Below are 19,193 nucleotides of genomic sequence, written 5' to 3'. Positions count from 1 at the left end.
TGAAAAAGCCGGCGCGCGGGTGGGATGATCCCATCCCGCGCGCCGGCCCCAGGGAATTACTTCAGGTTGTAGAACGCGTCACGGCCCGGGTAGCTGGCGATGTCGCCCAGGTCTTCCTCGATGCGCAGCAACTGGTTGTACTTGGCCATGCGGTCCGAACGCGACAGCGAACCGGTCTTGATCTGCAGCGCGTTCAGGCCCACCGCGATATCGGCGATGGTCGAATCTTCGGTTTCACCCGAGCGGTGCGAGATCACGGCGGTGTAGCCGGCGCGCTTGGCCATCTCGATGGCGGCGAACGTCTCGGTCAGGGTGCCGATCTGGTTGATCTTGATGAGGATCGAGTTGGCGATGCCCTTCTGGATGCCCTCTTTCAGGATCTTGGTGTTGGTGACGAACAGGTCGTCGCCCACCAGCTGGACTTTCTTGCCCAGTGCGGCGGTCAGCGTGGCCCAGCCTTCCCAGTCGCCTTCGTGCATCGCGTCTTCGATCGAGATGATCGGGTACTTGTCGCACCAGGTCGCGAGCATGTTGGTGAAGTCGGCTGCCGACAGGCTCAGGCCGCCTTCGCCTTCGAGCACGTAGCGACCGTCCTTGTAGAATTCGCTGGCGGCGCAATCGAGGCCCAGCGCGATGTCCTGGCCGGCAACGTAGCCTGCCTGCTCGATTGCTTCCATGATCAGCTTGATGGCTTCTTCATGGTTGGCCACCGACGGGGCGAAACCGCCTTCGTCGCCCACTGCCGTGTTCAGGCCGCGCGCGTGCAGGATTTTCTTGAGCGTGTGGAAGACTTCGGCGCCGTAGCGGATGGCTTCCTTGAACGATGGGGCGCCCACCGGGATGATCATGAATTCCTGGATGTCCAGGTTGTTGTCGGCGTGTGCGCCGCCGTTGATGACGTTCATCATCGGCACCGGCATCTGCATCGCGCCCGAACCGCCGAAGTAGCGGTACAGCGGCAGGCCCGCTTCTTCGGCAGCAGCCTTGGCCACGGCCATCGACACGGCCAGCATGGCGTTGGCGCCCAGGCGGCTCTTGTTTTCGGTGCCGTCGAGATCGATCAGGGTGCGGTCCAGGAACGCTTGCTCGTTCGCGTCCAGGCCCATGATCGCTTCGGAGATCTCGGTGTTGATATTTTCACAGGCTTGCAGCACGCCTTTGCCGAAGTAGCGCTTCGGATCGCCATCACGCAGTTCGATCGCTTCGCGCGAGCCGGTCGATGCACCCGACGGCACTGCCGCGCGGCCCATCACGCCCGATTCGAGCAGGACGTCGCATTCGACGGTAGGGTTGCCGCGCGAATCCAGGATTTCGCGGCCGATGATATCAACGATAGCACTCATGTTTCTCAGTCTCCAGAAGGTAGGTAATCTTGGGGGGACCACCGTGCTCCGGGTCCCCCAGGGATACCCGCAACACGGTGCATCCAAACCTGAACGGTTACTTGAAGTCGAATTCCAGGAATGGCGACTTCTTGACGACGCGGTCGATCTCGACCAGCGTCGTCAGGAGCTCTTTCATGCGCGCCAGCGGCACCGCATTCGGGCCATCCGACATCGCATTGGCCGGGTCCGGGTGCGTTTCCATGAACAGGCCGGCGATGCCCGACGCCACGGCGGCGCGCGACAGCACAGGGATGTGCTCGCGCTGGCCGCCCGACGACGTGCCCTGCCCGCCCGGCAGCTGCACCGAGTGGGTCGCATCGAACACGACCGGGCAGTTCGATTCGCGCATGATGGCCAGGCCACGCATGTCCGAGACCAGGTTGTTGTAGCCGAACGAAGCGCCGCGTTCGCACGCCATGAAATTGTCTTCTTCGAGGCCGGCGTCGCGCGCAGCGGCGCGCGCCTTGTCGATGACGTTCTTCATGTCGCCCGGGGCCAGGAACTGGCCCTTCTTGATATTGACCGGTTTACCCGAACGCGCGCAGGCGTTGATGAAGTCGGTCTGGCGGCACAGGAAGGCCGGCGTCTGCAACACGTCGACGATGCTCGCCACATGCGGGATCATTTCGGCGTCATGCACGTCGGTCAGCACCGGCACGCCGATTTCGCGGCGCACGTCGGCCAGGATCTCGAGACCCTTTTCGATGCCAGGACCGCGGAACGACTTGCCCGACGAGCGATTGGCCTTGTCAAACGACGATTTGTAGATGAACGGAATACCCAGTGCCGCGGTGATTTCCTTGAGCGTGCCCGCCGTGTCCATCGCCATCTGGCGCGATTCGATCACGCAGGTGCCGGCGATCAGGAAGATCGGGTGCTCGAGGCCGACGTCGAATCCGGCGAGTTTCATGCTGCGTCTCCTTGGAGTGCTGGTGCAGCCAGTTCAACGTTGGCGGCAGTGTTGGTATTCGATGCCTGGTGCGCCAGGGCAGCCTTGATGAACGACGTGAACAGCGGGTGGCCGTTGCGTGGCGTCGACTTGAACTCGGGGTGGAACTGTACGCCCATGTACCAAGGGTGCGAGTTCGCGCCGGTGCGTGGCAATTCCATGATTTCGCACAGGTCTTCGTTCGGCGTACGCGCCGACACGGTCAGGCCGGCAGCCTCGACCTTTGGCAGGTAGTGGTTGTTGCCTTCATAGCGGTGACGGTGACGCTCGGTGACGACGTTGCCGTAGATTTCAGCGGCCAGCGTGCCCGGGTTCACGGCGCAGGTCTGCGCGCCCAGGCGCATCGTGCCGCCCAGGTTCGAGTTGGTGTCGCGCTTTTCGACCTTGCCGTCGTGGTTCTGCCACTCGGTGATCAGGGCGACGACCGGCTGGTCGGTGTCAGGATCGAACTCGGTCGAGTTGGCGTTGGCCAGGCCCGCCATATTGCGTGCGTACTCGATCAGCGCGACCTGCATGCCCAGGCAGATGCCCAGGTACGGGATCTTGTTTTCGCGGGCGTAGCGGGCAGCGGCGATCTTGCCTTCGACGCCGCGCTTGCCGAAGCCGCCCGGCACCAGGATCGCATCGTACTTGGCCAGGTGATCGCAGCCGCGGGTTTCGATTTCTTCGGAGTCGAGGTACTCGATGTTGACGCGGCTTTCGGTGTGAATGCCGGCGTGGCGCAGCGCTTCGGTCAGCGACTTGTACGACTCGATCAGGTCGACGTACTTGCCGACCATGCCGATCGTGACTTCGTGCTTCGGATTCTCGAGCGTATGGATCAGCTTGGTCCACATCGACAGATCGGCTTTTGGTGCTTCCAGGCCAAGGGCTTCGAGGATGATGTCATCCAGGCCCTGGTCGCACAGCACTTGCGGCACCTTGTAGATGGTGTCGACGTCCCACACCGAAATGACAGCCTGCTCTTCGACGTTGGCGAACAGCGAGATCTTGGCGCGCTCGTCGTCCGGGATCGGGCGGTCAGCGCGGCACAGCAGCGCGTTGGGCGAGATGCCGATTTCGCGCAACTTCTGCACGCTGTGCTGGGTCGGCTTGGTCTTGAGCTCGCCGGCCGACGCGATGAACGGCACGAGCGTCAGGTGCACGAATGCGGCGCCCTTGCGGCCCGAACGCAGCGACAGCTGGCGCGCCGCTTCAAGGAACGGCAGCGACTCGATGTCGCCAACGGTGCCGCCGATTTCGACCAGCGCCACGTCGACGCCTTCGGCGCCGCGACGAATGTAATCCTGGATCTCGTTGGTGATGTGCGGGATCACCTGCACGGTCTTGCCGAGGTATTCGCCACGGCGTTCCTTGCGGATCACCGATTCATAGATCTGGCCCGTGGTGAAATTGTTCACCTTCTTCATGCGGGTGCTGATGAAGCGCTCGTAGTGGCCAAGGTCGAGATCAGTCTCGGCGCCGTCGTCGGTGACGAAGACTTCGCCGTGCTGGGTTGGACTCATGGTGCCCGGATCGACGTTGATGTACGGATCGAGCTTGAGCATGGTGACTTTGAGACCGCGGCTCTCGAGGATTGCGGCGAGGGAGGCGGCTGCAATCCCTTTGCCCAGGGAAGAGACGACGCCGCCAGTGACGAATACGAATTTGGTCATTGTGCTGATGGTGCCGAACGGCACACGCGGGAAATAGAAATTATACCTTAAAGCGGCAAATATCGCCTCATATCAAGACGTTAACTCCCTGGGCACGGTGTCGCTGGGCGTTCACAAAACCACCAATTATCTCGCTTTCTGGATGCAATTATCTTTCGGCTGGGCAATAATCGTTACAAGTCACTTTAACCTTTAAGTAAATTACAACACCGGTCAAGGCCGTCGGCAGAACACCGTTTCCGATGCTGGGCCACGCCGCATTCCCACACCTTACGTAAAGCAAACATGGGCAACTTCATCAAACTCAATATCGGAACGCGACTGGCAGCCGGGTTCGCACTGACCCTCATGATGACGGTCATCATTGCGACCGTCGGCGTCTGGCGCCTGAATCAGGTCGCACAAGAAACGCAGATCATCCTGGCCGAGCCGCTGGCAAAAGAACGCATGATCGCCGAATGGTACACGCAGATTTTCGCTGCAGTACGCCGCACCGCCGCCATCGTCAAGAGCAGCGACGGCTCGCTGACCGCCTACTTCAAGGAAGACGCGGCCGCCACCGGCAAGCTGTCCGCCGATCTGGTCAAGAAGATCGAGCCTTTGATCAGCGGTGACGAGGAAACGGCCCTGTTCAAGTCGGTGATGGAACACCGCGCTGCCTACAGCAAGGCGCGCGACGGCGCCATCAAGGCCAAGGCCGATGGCAATACCGAACTGGCTGAACAGATCCTGACCCAGCAATTCACGCCGGCCGCCAAGGCCTACGAAGAGCGCGTCCACGATCTGGTCAACCTGCAGCAACAGCACATCAGCGACAGCGCGGCAATGATCGCCGGCACTGCCGCGCGGGGCAAGGTCGTCATCGGTTCGCTGGCAGCCGGCGCCCTGCTGCTGGGCGGCGTCTTCGCCTGGCTGCTGACCCGCTCGATCACCGGCCCGCTGCGCCGCGCCGTGCAGGCTGCCGAACAGGTTGCCGCCGGTGACCTGACCGTGCGCATCGACAGCAGCGCCAACGATGAAACGGGCGCCCTGCTGCGCGCGCTGGGCCATATGAACGACAGCCTGGCCAAGATCGTCGACGAAGTACGCACCGGCACCCAGACCATCAGCGGCGCCTCGGGCGAAATCGCCGCCGGCAGTTTCGACCTGTCGAGCCGCACCGAACAGCAGGCAGCGGCGCTGGAAGAAACCGCCGCGTCGATGGAAGAACTGACGGGCACCGTACGCCAGAACGCTGACAATGCGCGCCAGGCCAACCAGCTGGCGATTGCCGCCTCGAGCGTGGCGACGCAGGCCGGCGCCTCGGTCGACCAGGTCGTCGCCACGATGGGCTCGATCAACGAATCGTCGCGCAAGATCGTCGACATCATCAGCGTCATCGACGGCATCGCGTTCCAGACCAACATCCTGGCGCTGAACGCCGCGGTGGAAGCCGCGCGTGCCGGCGAACAGGGCCGCGGCTTTGCGGTCGTCGCGTCCGAAGTGCGCACGCTTGCGCAGCGCTCGGCAGCCGCCGCCAAGGAAATCAAGGGCCTCATCGGCGACTCGGTCGAGAAGGTCGACACCGGCACCAAGCTGGTCGACCAGACCGGCGCGACGATGCGTGAAGTGGTGGACTCGATCCGCCGCGTGACCGACATCATGGGCGAGATCTCGTCGGCCAGCCAGGAGCAGATCACCGGCATCGACCAGGTCAACCAGGCGATGGGCCAGATGGACAACGCGACCCAGCAGAACGCCGCACTGGTCGAGGAAGCCACCGCTGCCACCGCGTCGCTGCAGGATCAGGCCAAGCGCCTGGCGCAGGTGGTCGATGTGTTCAAGCTCGATGCTGCGCACACGACGCCGGCCGTGGTGAGTGCACCCGTCAAGCGCCCGCCACCGGCACGGCCAGCGCTGAACAAGCCGGCGCCGCGTGCGGCGGCCAAGCCTGCTGTCACGCCGGCTGTGCCCCCTGCTGATACGACTGCCGAAGAGCCTGTGAGCAAGCCAGCAGAAAAGCAGGCAGCCAAGCCCGCCAGCAAGCCGGCCACAAAGCCGGCCAACAAACCGGTCGCCGCCACCAAGATGAACGAAGCGGAGTGGGAAGAGTTTTAAGCTTCCCGCCACTGCCGACAAAAACCGTCGTCCCCGCTCCGGGCACGGCGGTTTTTTACTTCCTGATCGCATCTTTCAGCAACGTCGCCCATCCGCACGAAATTCACTAACAAGTTAACACATTTGTGCAAATGTGATACTATTTGGAAAGATCAACTTCGGTCTCACGCAATGGCGCGGTCACGCGTCGCTGCTTGCCGTTCCCACGGCATGTCACGGGCATCCTTGCCCTGAGTTCCTCTCCGGAACTGCCAGATTGCTCGCCCACAGCGTGCTCAATTCGCCCCTTTCGGGTCGCCTATCGCGTTCACGAACGCCACGATTTTGCAGGTGCTAATTTGTCTCCAACTACAAACCGCATGCCAACGGCATCGCCACATCTTCCCTCTTCCCAACCGGGCATCCTCGACAGGCTGTGCGACAAGCTCGGAATTCCCCGCTCGCTGCTGTGGGGCTTCGTCGGCCTGCTGGTCTTCATGATCGGCGATGGCGTCGAGCTCGGCTACCTGGCGCCCTACCTGGCCCAGAAAAACATGGTCGAAGCCGATATCGCAGTCCTGTTCACCGTGTATGGCGTGACGGTGGCAATCGGCTCGTGGTGTGCCGGCGCGCTGTCGAATATCTGGGGCCCGAAGAAAGTCATGCTGATCGGCGCCGGGATCTGGGTCGTGTTCCAGGTGGTGTTCCTGACGTTCGGCGTCGGCCAGATGAGCTACCCGATGATGCTGGCCGGCTATGCGCTGCGTGGCTTCGGCTATCCGCTGTTCGCCTACGGCTTTCTGGTCTGGATCGTCGCCGCCACGCCGGCCAAAAAGCTCGGCTTGGCGATGGGCTGGTTCTGGGTGGCCTATGCGGCCGGCCTGCCGACCCTCGGCGCACTGGTGGCCAGTTTTTCGGTGCCGCTGATCGGCGCGCTGGCCACATTCTGGCTGTCGCTGATCCTGGTGATTGCCGGCGCCGCACTGGCTCTGCTGTGCGTGAAGGATGCCGCCGGCACGAAGCGCCTGGCGCCGGTGGGCGAAAAGCCGTTGACGTCACTGATGGGCAGCGTCTCGATCATGTGGGAAGAGCCGAAGACCTCGCTCAGCGGCGTGGTGCGTACCATCAATACCGCGTCGATGTTCGGCTTCTTCATCGTGCTGCCGGGGTTCTTCATGGACGTGATCGGCTTCACGCTGGAGCAGTGGCTGCGCCTGGTGACGGTGATTTTTGTCGCCAATATCGCCGGCAACATCATCTCGAGCCGCCTGGCCACGCGTTTCGGCCTGCGCAACACCGTGATCTGGATGGGCGCCGTCGGCAGCGCCATCACCACGCCGCTGTTCTTCTACATGCCGCAGCTGTTCATCGGTAATTTCTACATCGCCGCGCTGTTCGGCGCGATGTACGGCATGACGCTGGGCGGCTTCGTGCCCCTGTCGGCGCTGATGCCGCTGCTGGTGCCAAAAAACCGCGCCGCCGCGCTGTCGGTGCTGAGCCTGGGCGCGGGTGCATCGACCTGGGTCGGGCCGGCGATCGTCGCGATCTTCAGCGCGTCGCTGGGCGTGGCGGGCATCATCTGGATCTTTGCCGGGCTGTATGCACTCAGTGCATTCCTGATGATTCCGCTGCGCGATCCGGAAGAACTGCGCGACGACAAGGTGGCCAGGCGTGCTTCGGCGCCGGTCACAGCGGCACCCGCCGCCGCGCACTGACGGGATCAGAATCCCATCTGCATGCTGCCCTTGATGCCGTCCTTGATGACGCTGCCAAGCTTCTTGGCCGCGTCGCCGTGCCGCGAGAACTCGGCATTGACCGACGTTGATTTGTCGAGCTTGAGTTTTGCACCCGCGCCCGTGTACAGCCCCGTATCGGACCCGGCACTGAGTCTCTGGCCAGCGCCGTTGTAAGGCCCCATATCGGGCCCGGCATTGATGCCGCGCTTGACCTCGCTGTAGGCGATCCCCGCCTTGGCATAGGCCGACAGTCGCTCATCCTCGGGCGTCGATAGCTTGACAGCCAGATGGTTGCTCGAGCCTTTTTCGCCAAGCCCCTGCGATGCACCCTCGGCCCTGCCCTGCTCGTCCCGATACAGGCCGCGGTCGGGCAGATTGACGTAACCGGCCTCGAGCGCGACATGCGGGGCGACCTTGACGCCAACGATCAGGCGCGGATCGCGCCGGAAGCCCTTGAAGACATGGTCATTGGGCTGGGCAGCAACGTCCGCGCCGTACACGCGCGACGCGCTCGTACGCGTTCCGGCGAACGGGTCGGGTTCGTGCAGCTCATCGGCCTTGAGCACCGCGGGGCCGGCCGGCGTCTGGATTGGCAGCAGTTCCTGCGCCTGCGCTGCACACGCGGCGAGCACGCCAACGGCCAGCGCCATGATCCGGGTCATCGTCATCTTCATCCCTCCAATGGACAGACCCGAAGCTTACGCCCGAAACCGCCCGGCGCAACATGCGAATTGCATGACTTGGTAACAAGTTGTCGCGGCTACCTGCGTGGCAGGCCCATTTGCAGGCGGCGTTGCTCGAGGCGCTCGATGTTTTCAATCGGGTACGGCGCCCCCTGTTTCTTGTCGTCCGGACGGTATTGGGTGCCGTAGATTTGCTTCCTGCCTTCGTACACGCGGACCCGGTCGATCGACGTCGCCAGGTTGTACGGCGCGATCTCGTGCCTGGTGGCGGCTTCCTGCATCAGCGCGAGCCACGGTTTCAAGCGCGCCAGCGGTGCGTGCTGGGCGATGAGCCAGGCAGCATTGGCAGCTTCCCAGCCCACCATCGACAATGTCGGCCAGCCATGGGTGGCGATGATCGCCGTTAGCCGCTGCTGTCGCGCCGCATCACCTACCCGCAGGCGTTCGAGGGCGTCCGGATCATTCGGGCGCGCATGTTCGCCGCGCAATGCCTGGTCGTCCCTGCCCAGTTCGAGCAGTTCGCGCGCGAGTTCTGGCTGCGGCACCTGCCGCGGATATACCAGCAGCGGCAGCGGGGCCGTCACGTTGACATCCTCGACGACAAGCGGCAGGGCTTCCCACTCTTGTTCGCCGACAAAGACCATGCAGCGCGTGCCCGCAGGCAGGTCGATGCGATAGCGCCTGCCTTCGACCTTGCCGAAGATGCGCGGGCGATCTGCGCAGCTGGCAAACGCCGCCAGCCGTGCAGGGAACACCTTGGTCGAACTGTGCAGCTCACCGGCAAAGGGCAACATGCTGCCGGGTTCTGCTGCGTACAGGCCGGTTGCCGGCATCAGCATCGCCGGCGCAAGACACCAGGGCAGGAGAACGCTGCGCAGCCTGCTGGCACAAGCCCTCATGCCGGCCCCCAGTAATCGGCGTGCCGCCGGCGCAGTTGCGCCAGGTCCGGCGCGAAATCCAGTGCAGCTGCCGAGCGTGCCAGGGCTTCTTCGGCCTGACGCTGCGCCACGGCGCGCAGGTGCGGATCGCCGCAGCGACCCAGCTCGCCGCACACCCATTGCAGGTGCAGCGCGATTTCCAGCACGCCGGCGCCATCACGGGCCAGCGGCGGGAAGATATCGTTGAACATGTCGTCCAGCGACAGTGGCGGCACCTCGACGCGGTCATGGTCCGGCTCGACGCCAAAATCGGGATGGGTCCAGGCATTGAAGATCCGGTACACCGCGTTGAGCACGACGATGGCCGTGCCGGGATCGTTGATGCCGGGGGACAGTGCGCGGCTGCCGATTTCGGTCAGCACGACCAGCCCGAAGCCCGGGTCTTCGTCGAACTGGCGCAGTGGTCCGACCGTGAATGCCTTGGCGATCAGGTCCGGTTCGATCGTGCCGGCGTCTTCACCATCGGGCAGCACGTACCCGATCGGGCGCGAACAGACGATCAGCGCGCCAGGCGCAACGGCCAGCGTGATGCGCAGCTTGCGCTCGGCGGCGATGCGCTGCAGGGCATCCATGTCTACCCGCTGCAGATAGCCGCTCGCCTGGCTGTGAAAAGCCAGGCCGGCCGGCGGCCCGAAGGCCACCATGCCGCCCATGCAGGGCATCCGGGTGCGGCGCGCCATCGCTTCGGCGGCCGCCCGTTCGACCCGGGTGATCACGGCGCCCAGACGGCCCAGGCGGGCGATGCTGTCGACCCAGCGCACGAACACGAGCACGACGATCACCAGCGTCAGCAGGGTCAGCACGAACAGGGTGAAGCGGCCCGGCTTGCCGAAGTAGTCGTTGGTCGTCGCGCTTAAACCGATGATGGCGAAGATGAAGGCGCCGACAAAGATCGACAGCGCGTTCTGCGAAACGTCATCGGCAATCACGAGCGGAAACGCGCGCTCGGTGGCCGACTGCCCCGTCGACGCATACGCGGCCACCATCGACGCGACGGCGAAGGTCGCGACGCCCAGCATGCTGGCGGCAATCACCTTGAGCAGGTCGACGATCGAGCCTTGCGCAATTTCCGGCACCTTCCAGTCGATCGGGATACTGTCGACCAGATGCGCCAGCGCCACGCCGGCAACAGACAGGACGCAGGCGATCATGGGCTTGACCCACAGGCGCTCGCGCAGACGGTTCATCAGGAATTGCATCCGGGCCGGCAGGATCATGGTGGTCAATCGACTCCTCTAGTCAAAGCGTGTGATGGCAAGCTGCCCCGGCAGTGTAGAGCAATGATCAAAACAACCACATTTCAGTACGGCGCGCCGGTATGCCGCAGTGTGTTGACACGCCATCCCGGCAGCGCCATACTTGCCCGATGTTAGCGTTATCACTCAATGCTGGCATCACCATAAAAATATCTGGAGACAATCAATGTTCAAGCGCGGGCCTGAGACACCTGTGGCGACGGGCGGCAACCTCGGCTGGCGAGAAAAGATCAGCTATGGCGTGGCCGACATGGGCTTCAATTTTTATTGGGCCAATATCGCCACCTTCCTGCTGATCTTCTACACCGACACGTTCGGCATCTCGGCGGCGCAGGCAGCCACCCTGCTCGCCTCGATCAAGCTGATCAACGCCTTTACCGACCCCGTGATCGGCGCCTTTGCCGACCGCACCAATACCCGCTTCGGCAAGTTCCGCCCCTATCTGATCTGGATGTCGATCCCTCTTGGCGCGGCTGCCGTGCTCACCTACACCACGCCCGACCTGGACGCCAACGGCAAGCTGCTGTGGGCCTACGGCAGCTACCTCGCGATGATGGTCTGCTACACCTGCGTGAACATTCCCTACAACGCGCTCTCCGGCGTGATCTCGAACGACCCGCAGGAACGCTCGACGATCAACGGCCTGCGCTTCATCTTCGCCTTCGCTGGCAGCACGCTGGTCACAGCCGCCACGCCGGCGATGGTGGCATGGCTCGGCGCCGGCGACGACGTGCGCGGCTGGCAACTGACGATGCTTGCATGGAGCGTGGCCGCATCGGTCATGTTCCTGATTACCTTTCTCAATACGCGCGAACGCGTGCTGCCCCCGCCCGGCCAGAAGAGCGACGTCTGGCGCGACATCCGAGACCTTGCCTCCAACCGGCCCTGGGTCGTGCTGTTCGTGCTGGCCCTGGTGATCATGGTGACGATCACGCTGCGCACCACGACCTCGGCCTACTACTTCAAGTATGTCGTCGGCCGCCCCGAGCTGATGGCGACCTTCGTGCCGACCTATATGGTGTTTGCCGCCGTGGGCGCGGCCTGTACGCCGCTGCTCACGCGCTTCATCGACAAGAAGCTGTTGATGATCGGTTTGATGAGCTGCACCGCCGTGCTGTCGTCGCTGTTCTTCCTGATCCCGGCCGACCGGATCGACCTGATGTTCGTGCTGCAGGCAGGCCTGGGCCTGGTGCTCGGGCCCAAGTCGCCGCTGGCGTTCTCGATGTATGCCGACACCGCTGACTACAACGAATGGCGCACCGGCCGGCGTGCCACGGCGATGACCTTCGCCGCTGCGACCTTCTCGCAAAAGCTCGGCACCGCGGTGGCGGTCAGCGTCATCGGGGCCGTGTTCACCTGGCTCGGCTATGTGCCCAACGCGGCGCAGAGCATCGGCTCACAGGCCGGCATCGTCTGGCTGATGTCGTTCGTGCCGGCCGCCTTTGCAATGGTGGCCGTGCTGGTCATGTGCTTGTATAACCTCGACGCCAGGGCCCTGGCGCGCATGGGCGCCGAACTGGCCGCGCGCAAGGCGGCGCCATGAATCCAACGGAGATTGCCCCGATGCTGTACCCGCAAGACGACCGCTATGTGCTCACCAGCCCGACCGCCATGCCGCAGGCGGGCGGCTTCCTATGGAACCGCAGGATGATGATCCAGACGACCTGCCGCGGCTACGCCACCGCGCAGTTCATGCAGCCCGAACCCGGCAAGTATTCTCACGGCCCGAACATGGAAGCAAAATCGTTCATGCAGCCGGAGCAGAATTACTATGCCCACCATCCGGGCCGCTTCGTGTACGTGAAGGACGAAGACACGGGCGAACTGTTCTCGGCGCCGTACGAACCGGTGCGCGGGGGGCTCGACCGCTATGCGTTCTCGGTCGGGCGCACCGACCTGCAATGGACGATCGAAAAGCTGGGTATCCGCATCGACCTGACGCTCGCGCTGCCCGTCGACGACGTGGCCGAACTGTGGACGGTGGCCGTCACCAACCTGACCGAGCGCCCGCGCCGCATCAGCATCTACCCGTACTTCACGGTCGGCTACATGTCGTGGATGAACCAGTCGGCAGAGTACCGGCATGACCTGGGCGGCATCGTCGCAACCTGCATCACGCCGTACCAGAAGCTGGACGATTTCTTCAAAAACCGCCTGCTGAAAGACCGCACCGTGCTGCTGTGCGAGCAAGCACCAGACGCCTGGGAAACCGGGCAAAAGGTGTTCGAAGGCGAAGGCGGCCTGCATGCGCCATCGACGCTGGTGCCTGCTCTGCTGCCCTGCGGCGACGCGCGCTACGAAACGCCCGCCGCCGTCGTCCAGTACCGCCTGGCCCTGGCGCCGGGCGAAGCCGCCACCCGCCGCCTGCTGTTCGGCCCTGCGTTTGACGATGCCGAGATTGCCCTGCTGCGCCAGCGCTACCTGAGCGAAGAAGGCTTTGCCGCTGCCGCGCGCGACTACGCCGCCTACATCGCCGAGGGCGACGGCGTGCTGCAGATCGCCACGCCCGACCCCGAACTGGACAACTTCGTCAACACGTGGCTGGCGCGCCAGGTGTATTACCACGGCGACGTCAATCGTCTCAGCACCGACCCGCAGACCCGCAACTACCTGCAGGACAATATGGGCATGGTGTTCGTCAAGCCGGCCGCTGCCCGTGCCGCCTTCCTGCACGCGCTGAGCCAGCAGGAAGCCAATGGCGCCATGCCGGACGGGATCCTGCTGTTCGAAGGCGCCGAACTCAAATACATCAACCAGATTCCGCATACCGACCATTGCGTCTGGCTGCCGGTCTGCCTGCAAGCCTATCTCGATGAAACGGGTGACAGCGCGATCCTCGACGTGCCGGTCAGCGCGCACGGCGGCGACGTCAAATCTGCGTTCGAGCGCATCTGCCTGGCGATGGACTGGCTCTTGCTGCGGCGCGATGCGCGGGGCCTCTCCTACATCGAACAGGGCGACTGGTGCGATCCGATGAACATGGTCGGCTACAAGGGCCGCGGCGTCTCGGGCTGGCTGACCGTGGCGGCCGCCTACGCGCTGAACCTGTGGGCTGACGTCTGCGCCGCGCGCGGCGACGACGCGATGCAGGCGCGCTACCGCGACGGCGCAACAGCCATGAACGCCTCTGCCAACGCGCACCTGTGGGATGGCAGCTGGTTCGCACGCGGCATCACCGATGACGACGTCAAGTTCGGCGTGGCCGCCGATACCGAGGGCCGCATCTACCTGAACCCGCAAAGCTGGGCGTTCCTGTCGGGCGCCGCAAACGACGCGCAGCGCGCGCAGATACTGCCCGAGATCGACGCGCAACTGAAGACACCCTACGGCGTGCAGATGTTCGCCCCGCCCTACAGCGCCATGCGCGAAGACATCGGACGCGTCACGCAAAAGCATCCCGGTTCGGCCGAGAATGGCGCGGTCTACAACCATGCTGCAGTGTTTTACATCTTCAGCCTGTACACGATCGGCGAGGCCGACCGCGCTTTCGACGCGCTGCGCAAGATGATTCCCGGCCCGGACCTGGCCGACTACCTGCAGCGCGGCCAGCTGCCCGTATTCATCCCCAACTACTACCGCGGCGCGTACCACGAGTACCCGCGCACGGCCGGGCGCTCGAGCCAGTTGTTCAACACGGGCACCGTGGCCTGGGTGTATCGCTGCCTGATCGAAGGCCTGTGTGGGTTGAAGGGTGATGCGAATGGCTTGACGGTCAATCCGCAACTGCCGTCCGGCTGGCCCGGCATGACGGTCACGCGGCGCTTCCGTGGTGCGACGTTCGAGGTGGATATCCGGCGCGGCGCAGTCGGGCGCGTGACGGTGACCTGCGACGGCGTCGAACTGGCTGCGGCCCGCATCGACAACATCGACGCGGGCCGTACGTATCGCCTGCAGGTGCTGGTGCCCTAGATCACTGCATCGTGTAGGTCTGCTGCGCCGTATCGACGGCAAAGTTGCGCGCGGCATCCCAGTACGTGAAGCTGTAGCGCACCACGTTGCCGATCGCCAGACCACCGGCCGTGAACGTGTTCACGCCATTGGCCAGCTGCATGCGCACGTTCTGCTGCGGGCCGTTGTTGACCGTGTAGTGCACGTCGGCCCAGCCACCGGTGGTGGTGCGGAACTGCAGCATCGTCGACGACGTCTGGCTCACCGAGGTCGGCCCCGTCTCCGCTGGCGGCGGCGTGGTGCCGCCGCTGCCGGATTCCCAGACGATATCGTCGATCGCGAACTGGAAGCTGGACGTGGGCAGGCTGCCGTCGATGCTCGAGATCATGAAGATGTCGTACAGCGACTGCGCCGCCACCAGGGGCCCGAGCAGCGTCGACACGGGGATCGATGCCTGCGCCCACTGCCCGTTGCGCACGAGCCCATAGGCGGTGGTATTGGCCGGGAAGTTCACCCAGTTCTGGTTGGTGAACGTGTCGCCCACGCCGATCCGGAAGCCCACGTTGGCCGGGATCTTGATGCGGAACTTGACGGTGCCGTTGGTACGGTAGTTCGACAGGTCGCGCACCTGGCGCGCCTGGATGCCGCCGCCGAACCACTGTCCCGGCGCCGTGTAGTTCCAGGCAATGACGTTGCTGCCTTCGTACGGCGCCGTGTTGCCGGCGCCGCTGGACGCCGCATTCCACAGGAAGATGTCGGAACTGGTACCCGCCACCAGCTTGGCATTGACCGCCGTGTTATCGGTGAAGATGCCGAACTTGCCCGCCACTTCGGGTGCGCTCTGGTTCCCAAGCTTGACCTGCCCCTTGCCATCGAGCTGGTACACGCGCACATAGTCGACATACATCGTGCCAGGCAGCGGCGCCGTGACCTGGCTGGCATTGGCCGCATCGGTGAAGTTGCCGCCCACGGCCATGTTCAGCAGCAGGTAGAACGGCGCCTGCAGCGCGCTCGAATTGACCGGCAACGGCGCGTTGTACAGATTGTGCTCGACGCCGTTGTCGACGACCGAGAAGCGCATTTCACTCTCGGCCCAGTAGAAGCGGTAGGTGACGAACCGGTTCGCCAGCGAGGTGGCCGGCACGTGCCAGTTATCGGTCTGCCACGCGGTCGATGCGGCGCAGCTCTCGTTGCCGGGCACGCAGGCGGCCTGCTGCCAGGTGATCACGTTGGCGCCGACGAAATGGTTCGACGACGGCGCCCCGCCCTCGGCCCGCACCGCAGCCTTGTGCCCCATCTCCATCATGTCGATCTCACCGTTGCGCGGCCAGGTCTGCGGACTCACGCCCAGCAGCCAGGCAGCGGGCCACAGGCCGGTGCCCAGGTTCGGCGTGGCCATGCGCACTTCGATCATCCCGTACTGCACCTGCACCTTGTTGCGGGTGTCGAGCCGCGCCGACGTGAACAGGTTGCTGCCCACGGTCTGGCTGCGCGCCTGGATCGCCAGCGCACGCGTGCCCGATTCGAACGGCACGTTGGCGATGGTGGCGTTGTTCGGGCTGTAGTAGTGCAACTCGGCGTTGCCGTAGCCGCACAGGCCGATCTGGCAGCCGTTCCCGTCCTGCAGGTTCCAGACGCCGGTATTCACGCTGGTGCCGTTGAATTCTTCGGACCACAGCAGCTGGCCGATGACCGGGTTGGTGACACTGGCGGTCACTTGCGCGCTGCACGCCAGCGTAAGGCCGGCGACAAGCAGCTGGAAAGGCTTCCATTTGGAGCGGTATTGCTGGTGTAGGTGACTCACGTTGACTCCTCTTTTCTCACGACAAGAAAATGTGGCCGTGCCGGATTGCCGTGCCACACGCCGCCAACTTTGCGTTGGTCTCGAATGGTTTTGGTGCGGAATACCGAGTTGGAAACCTTTCCAATTTGCTGTAAAAAATATAGTCCGATTTGTTACCTGCGTCAAACCAATCGGTATGTCCCGCGCAAATTACCCGATGTGCATGGCGTGGTAGCGAACGTGGCGCTGGTGCTGCCCGGGGCAGCATGAGCACCATGCTCGGTGTGCTGTGAACGAACAATAAAGTCGGACCCAAAACAATAAGGTTTGACACAAGACACCCGGGCGGACATGCTCTGACAACTTCCGCTTTCGGCCAGAAGCAGACCTTGGACGCAAGCTGCAATTGCATCGCTTCAGCTAATGCGTAAAGATAGATTGGAAACAGCAGGCGCAGTTCGCGTGCGCAAGAAGTGGGGCGTTTGCTATGGGTATAGGTGGATTGGACGAGTACGAAGCATGGCTGGATACACTCGATGCCAAGTTTCGTATAGTGAATGGAGGAATTCGTTCTGATTTTGATGTGCCTTTCTCCATATCTCTTCTTGACTGCAACGACGTTGATGGGATTGTGAAGTGCGCGACAAAACTAAGGACTGTTTTTTTGTCGAACTCATCACATCTTCCCGTTGAGTATCTTCTTAAGCGATTCATACGGCTTGCCATCGACGCAAATCGCCTTCCGATCCCAAAAGCAGAGATCCTAAGCCGACTTCCAAAAGAGTGGGATTTCAGCAATTGGATTTGATGATGTCCGGTTAACTCGTCACCGCTTAGGCAACGGCTGCTTCGGGTCGGAAGCGGCCTGTCACGGCCACCGTTCAATTTTCAGCCTGGCAACCTGCTATGTTGCCTTGGCCGGCTGGGTTCGGCCAACAGCAGACCTGATCTTGACGATTGATGGGCTAGAACATTGGAGTGAAATTGAAAAGATACGAACTGCAACCACCGAGACAGCGATACTTCAAGCGAATCAGAAAGTATGTAGCACTGGTATCGCTTTCGCTAGCGGCGTCGATCTTTTGGGGAGCAGTCGTTGCCGGCGCTCTCAAATGGGTGTTTGATCTCGGTGAGGTTAATGCGCTTCTCTTTTGCGGCTTTCCTACGGCCATGATGTGCCTACTTTATCTCTACATCAACAGACATCAGCTCGCACGCTCAGCGGGTTTTGACGACGACATGTAGCGATACGTCCGCTTCGGGTCGAAAGCGGACGGTCGAAGGGGCAAAGGAACCAGCAGGTTGTGTCACACTTTATTGTTGCAATCCTGAGGTCTGCGGACATTAGACTTGCGTCTGTGTCAAACTTTATGTGCGTGCCCGGCATGTCGAAATCATTCGCCTTATAGCAGGGCTTTTGTCCAACTTTATTGTTCGCCCACATGTGCGGCCAGCGGCGTCATCGCCGTCCGTGCATCGAGCGCCATCCAGGCGACCAGCGCTGCGACAAAGGACAGTGCTGCTGCACAGGCAAACGCCACGGGCAGGCCCGACATCGGGTGCCCGGGCACGGTGCCAAGCGCCCTGACCGACGCGATCACCGCGATGCCCAAAGCGCCGCCAATCTGCTGATCCATCTGCAGCAAACCGGACGCCGCGCCGGCATGCGACGCCGGGACACCATCCATGATGGCCACGGTGCCTGGCGCGAACACCAGTGCGATGCCGACAGCATGGACCAGCAGCGGTGCCAGCACCGCCGGCAGATAGCCGTCATGCCCACCCAGCAGCGCAAACCCGCCGAGGCTCACGGCCACCAGGACGCTGCCCGCCGTCAGCAAGGTCCGTGCACCGAAGCGGCCCAGCAGGCGTGGCACCGCCTGGCTGATCACGCAGACCGCGGCGGTGAGCGGCAGATATGCCAGCCCGGCGAGCAGTGGCGAATAACCCAGCGCGCGCTCGAAGTACTGCACCAGCATGAACAGCAGCGCAAAGTGCATGCCGACGATCACAGCCATCACCGTGAGGGCGCCGAGACGCTGCCGGTTACGCAGCAGATGCAGGTCGAGCAACGGCTCGCTGTGGCGCCGCTCGGTGCGCACGAACAGGAGGAACAGCGGCGCCGCCAGCGTGAACGACAGCAGCGTGCCGCTGGCGCGCCAGCCATGTTCGGCCGCGCTGATGAAGCCGTACACCAGCGCCACCGATCCCAGCGTGGCAGTCAATGCGCCGATGGTGTCGAGCCGTGCCGGCCTGACCGTGGTTTCGGGCACCAGGCGACCAATCGCGACCAACACCAGCAGGCCCACCGGCACATTCACCAGCAGCGACCAGCGCCATGACAGGAAGCCGGTCAGCACACCGCCGAGCATCAGCCCGGCCGAGGCGCCGATGGACGAGACGGCGATGAACAGCGACATGCCGCGCGCCTGCTCGGCAGGACTGCGCGCCATCGCCATCACCAGCGCCAGCACGCCCGGCCCCGCAAGCGCCGCGCCGGCCCCCTGCAGTACCCTGGCGACGATCAGCATGCCGGGCGTCGTGGCCAGCCCGCCCAGCAGCGACGCCAGGACGAACAAGGCAATCCCGCTGCGAAAGACCCGCACCTGGCCCAGCATGTCGCCCAGGCGCCCGCCCAGCAGCAGCAAACCGCCGAACGCGAGCCCGAAGGCATTGAGCACCCACGTCAGCCCGGCCGGGCTGAAACCCAGGTCATGTGCGATGCGCGGCAGGGCCACCACCACGATCAGCAGGTCCATCGCGAACATGCATTGCGCCGCCAGGACGGTGGTCAAGGCCAGCGTACGGCGTCGCGAGGTGGGAACGAGGCTGGTCATCGTGGAA

12 protein-coding genes are annotated in these 19,193 nt (G+C 63.4%); 4 read left to right on the top strand and 8 right to left on the bottom strand.

Annotated features, from left to right (window positions below; translation table 11 throughout):
* Nucleotides 1-56: 56 nt before the first annotated feature.
* The 3 genes from eno to pyrG form a co-directional block, all read right to left on the bottom strand.
* The gene (gene eno, locus AC56LN_RS04265; RefSeq protein WP_367610692.1) at nt 57-1,343 is read right to left on the bottom strand and encodes a phosphopyruvate hydratase; all 1,287 of its coding nucleotides are present in this window, start codon (nt 1,341-1,343) and stop codon (nt 57-59) included.
* Between the two features lie 97 nt (nt 1,344-1,440).
* Entirely contained in the window at nt 1,441-2,295 is an 855-nt protein-coding gene (kdsA, locus tag AC56LN_RS04260) for a 3-deoxy-8-phosphooctulonate synthase (RefSeq protein ID WP_183555582.1), read from the bottom strand.
* A complete protein-coding gene (pyrG, locus tag AC56LN_RS04255; protein ID WP_499570111.1) occupies nt 2,292-3,989 on the bottom strand; it encodes a CTP synthase in 1,698 nt (565 codons plus the stop codon). The genes kdsA and pyrG overlap by 4 nt, the downstream gene beginning before the upstream one ends.
* Before the next feature lie 285 nt (nt 3,990-4,274).
* Here pyrG and AC56LN_RS04250 point away from each other — a divergent pair, with 285 nt between their 5' ends.
* Complete coding sequence (locus AC56LN_RS04250; protein WP_499570110.1) at nt 4,275-6,086, top strand: methyl-accepting chemotaxis protein; 1,812 nt, start codon at nt 4,275-4,277, stop codon at nt 6,084-6,086.
* 338 nt (nt 6,087-6,424) lie between these two features.
* Nucleotides 6,425-7,780, top strand: a complete 1,356-nt coding sequence (locus AC56LN_RS04245; protein WP_499570108.1) for an MFS transporter — start codon at nt 6,425-6,427, stop codon at nt 7,778-7,780.
* A gap of 5 nt (nt 7,781-7,785) precedes the next feature.
* Here the strand turns inward: AC56LN_RS04245 and AC56LN_RS04240 are convergent, their stop codons facing one another.
* The 3 genes from AC56LN_RS04240 to AC56LN_RS04230 form a co-directional block, all read right to left on the bottom strand.
* Nucleotides 7,786-8,469 (bottom strand): putative outer membrane beta-barrel protein, encoded by a 684-nt coding sequence (locus AC56LN_RS04240; RefSeq protein ID WP_499570106.1) that lies wholly within the window; start codon nt 8,467-8,469, stop codon nt 7,786-7,788.
* Between the two features lie 92 nt (nt 8,470-8,561).
* A complete protein-coding gene (locus AC56LN_RS04235; protein WP_499570104.1) occupies nt 8,562-9,317 on the bottom strand; it encodes a DUF6624 domain-containing protein in 756 nt (251 codons plus the stop codon).
* 62 nt (nt 9,318-9,379) lie between these two features.
* Entirely contained in the window at nt 9,380-10,639 is a 1,260-nt protein-coding gene (locus AC56LN_RS04230; RefSeq protein ID WP_499570778.1) for a DUF2254 domain-containing protein, read from the bottom strand.
* A gap of 205 nt (nt 10,640-10,844) precedes the next feature.
* Between AC56LN_RS04230 and AC56LN_RS04225 the strand changes: the two genes are divergently transcribed.
* Both AC56LN_RS04225 and AC56LN_RS04220 read left to right on the top strand, forming a co-directional pair.
* Nucleotides 10,845-12,221, top strand: a complete 1,377-nt coding sequence (locus tag AC56LN_RS04225) for an MFS transporter (RefSeq protein WP_499570103.1) — start codon at nt 10,845-10,847, stop codon at nt 12,219-12,221.
* A complete protein-coding gene (locus tag AC56LN_RS04220; RefSeq protein WP_499570102.1) occupies nt 12,218-14,587 on the top strand; it encodes a GH36-type glycosyl hydrolase domain-containing protein in 2,370 nt (789 codons plus the stop codon). Before AC56LN_RS04225 ends, AC56LN_RS04220 begins: the two co-directional genes overlap by 4 nt.
* A 1-nt stretch (nt 14,588) precedes the next feature.
* Here the strand turns inward: AC56LN_RS04220 and AC56LN_RS04215 are convergent, their stop codons facing one another.
* Entirely contained in the window at nt 14,589-16,370 is a 1,782-nt protein-coding gene (locus tag AC56LN_RS04215) for a glycoside hydrolase family 16 protein (protein ID WP_499570101.1), read from the bottom strand.
* A 1,406-nt stretch (nt 16,371-17,776) separates the two neighbouring features.
* The gene (locus AC56LN_RS04210) at nt 17,777-19,186 is read right to left on the bottom strand and encodes an MFS transporter (RefSeq protein ID WP_499570100.1); all 1,410 of its coding nucleotides are present in this window, start codon (nt 19,184-19,186) and stop codon (nt 17,777-17,779) included.
* Nucleotides 19,187-19,193 lie beyond the last annotated feature (7 nt).

The sequence above is a fragment of the Telluria sp. ZT3P26 genome, from assembly GCF_059686035.1.
The sequence above is the reverse complement of the archived record's forward strand: the minus strand, read 5'-3'. Positions and strand labels throughout refer to the sequence as shown.

Excerpts from the sequence above, each read along its gene's own strand:
- eno (WP_367610692.1), bottom strand. The coding sequence starts at position 1,343 with ATGAGTGCTATCGTTGATATCATCGGCCGCGAAATCCTGGATTCGCGC.
- kdsA (WP_183555582.1), bottom strand. The coding sequence starts at position 2,295 with ATGAAACTCGCCGGATTCGACGTCGGCCTCGAGCACCCGATCTTCCTG.
- pyrG (WP_499570111.1), bottom strand. The coding sequence starts at position 3,989 with ATGACCAAATTCGTATTCGTCACTGGCGGCGTCGTCTCTTCCCTGGGC.
- AC56LN_RS04250 (WP_499570110.1), top strand. The coding sequence starts at position 4,275 with ATGGGCAACTTCATCAAACTCAATATCGGAACGCGACTGGCAGCCGGG.
- AC56LN_RS04240 (WP_499570106.1), bottom strand. The coding sequence starts at position 8,469 with ATGACGATGACCCGGATCATGGCGCTGGCCGTTGGCGTGCTCGCCGCG.
- AC56LN_RS04235 (WP_499570104.1), bottom strand. The coding sequence starts at position 9,317 with ATGCCGGCAACCGGCCTGTACGCAGCAGAACCCGGCAGCATGTTGCCC.
- AC56LN_RS04230 (WP_499570778.1), bottom strand. The coding sequence starts at position 10,639 with ATGATCCTGCCGGCCCGGATGCAATTCCTGATGAACCGTCTGCGCGAG.
- AC56LN_RS04225 (WP_499570103.1), top strand. The coding sequence starts at position 10,845 with ATGTTCAAGCGCGGGCCTGAGACACCTGTGGCGACGGGCGGCAACCTC.
- AC56LN_RS04220 (WP_499570102.1), top strand. The coding sequence starts at position 12,218 with ATGAATCCAACGGAGATTGCCCCGATGCTGTACCCGCAAGACGACCGC.
- AC56LN_RS04210 (WP_499570100.1), bottom strand. The coding sequence starts at position 19,186 with ATGACCAGCCTCGTTCCCACCTCGCGACGCCGTACGCTGGCCTTGACC.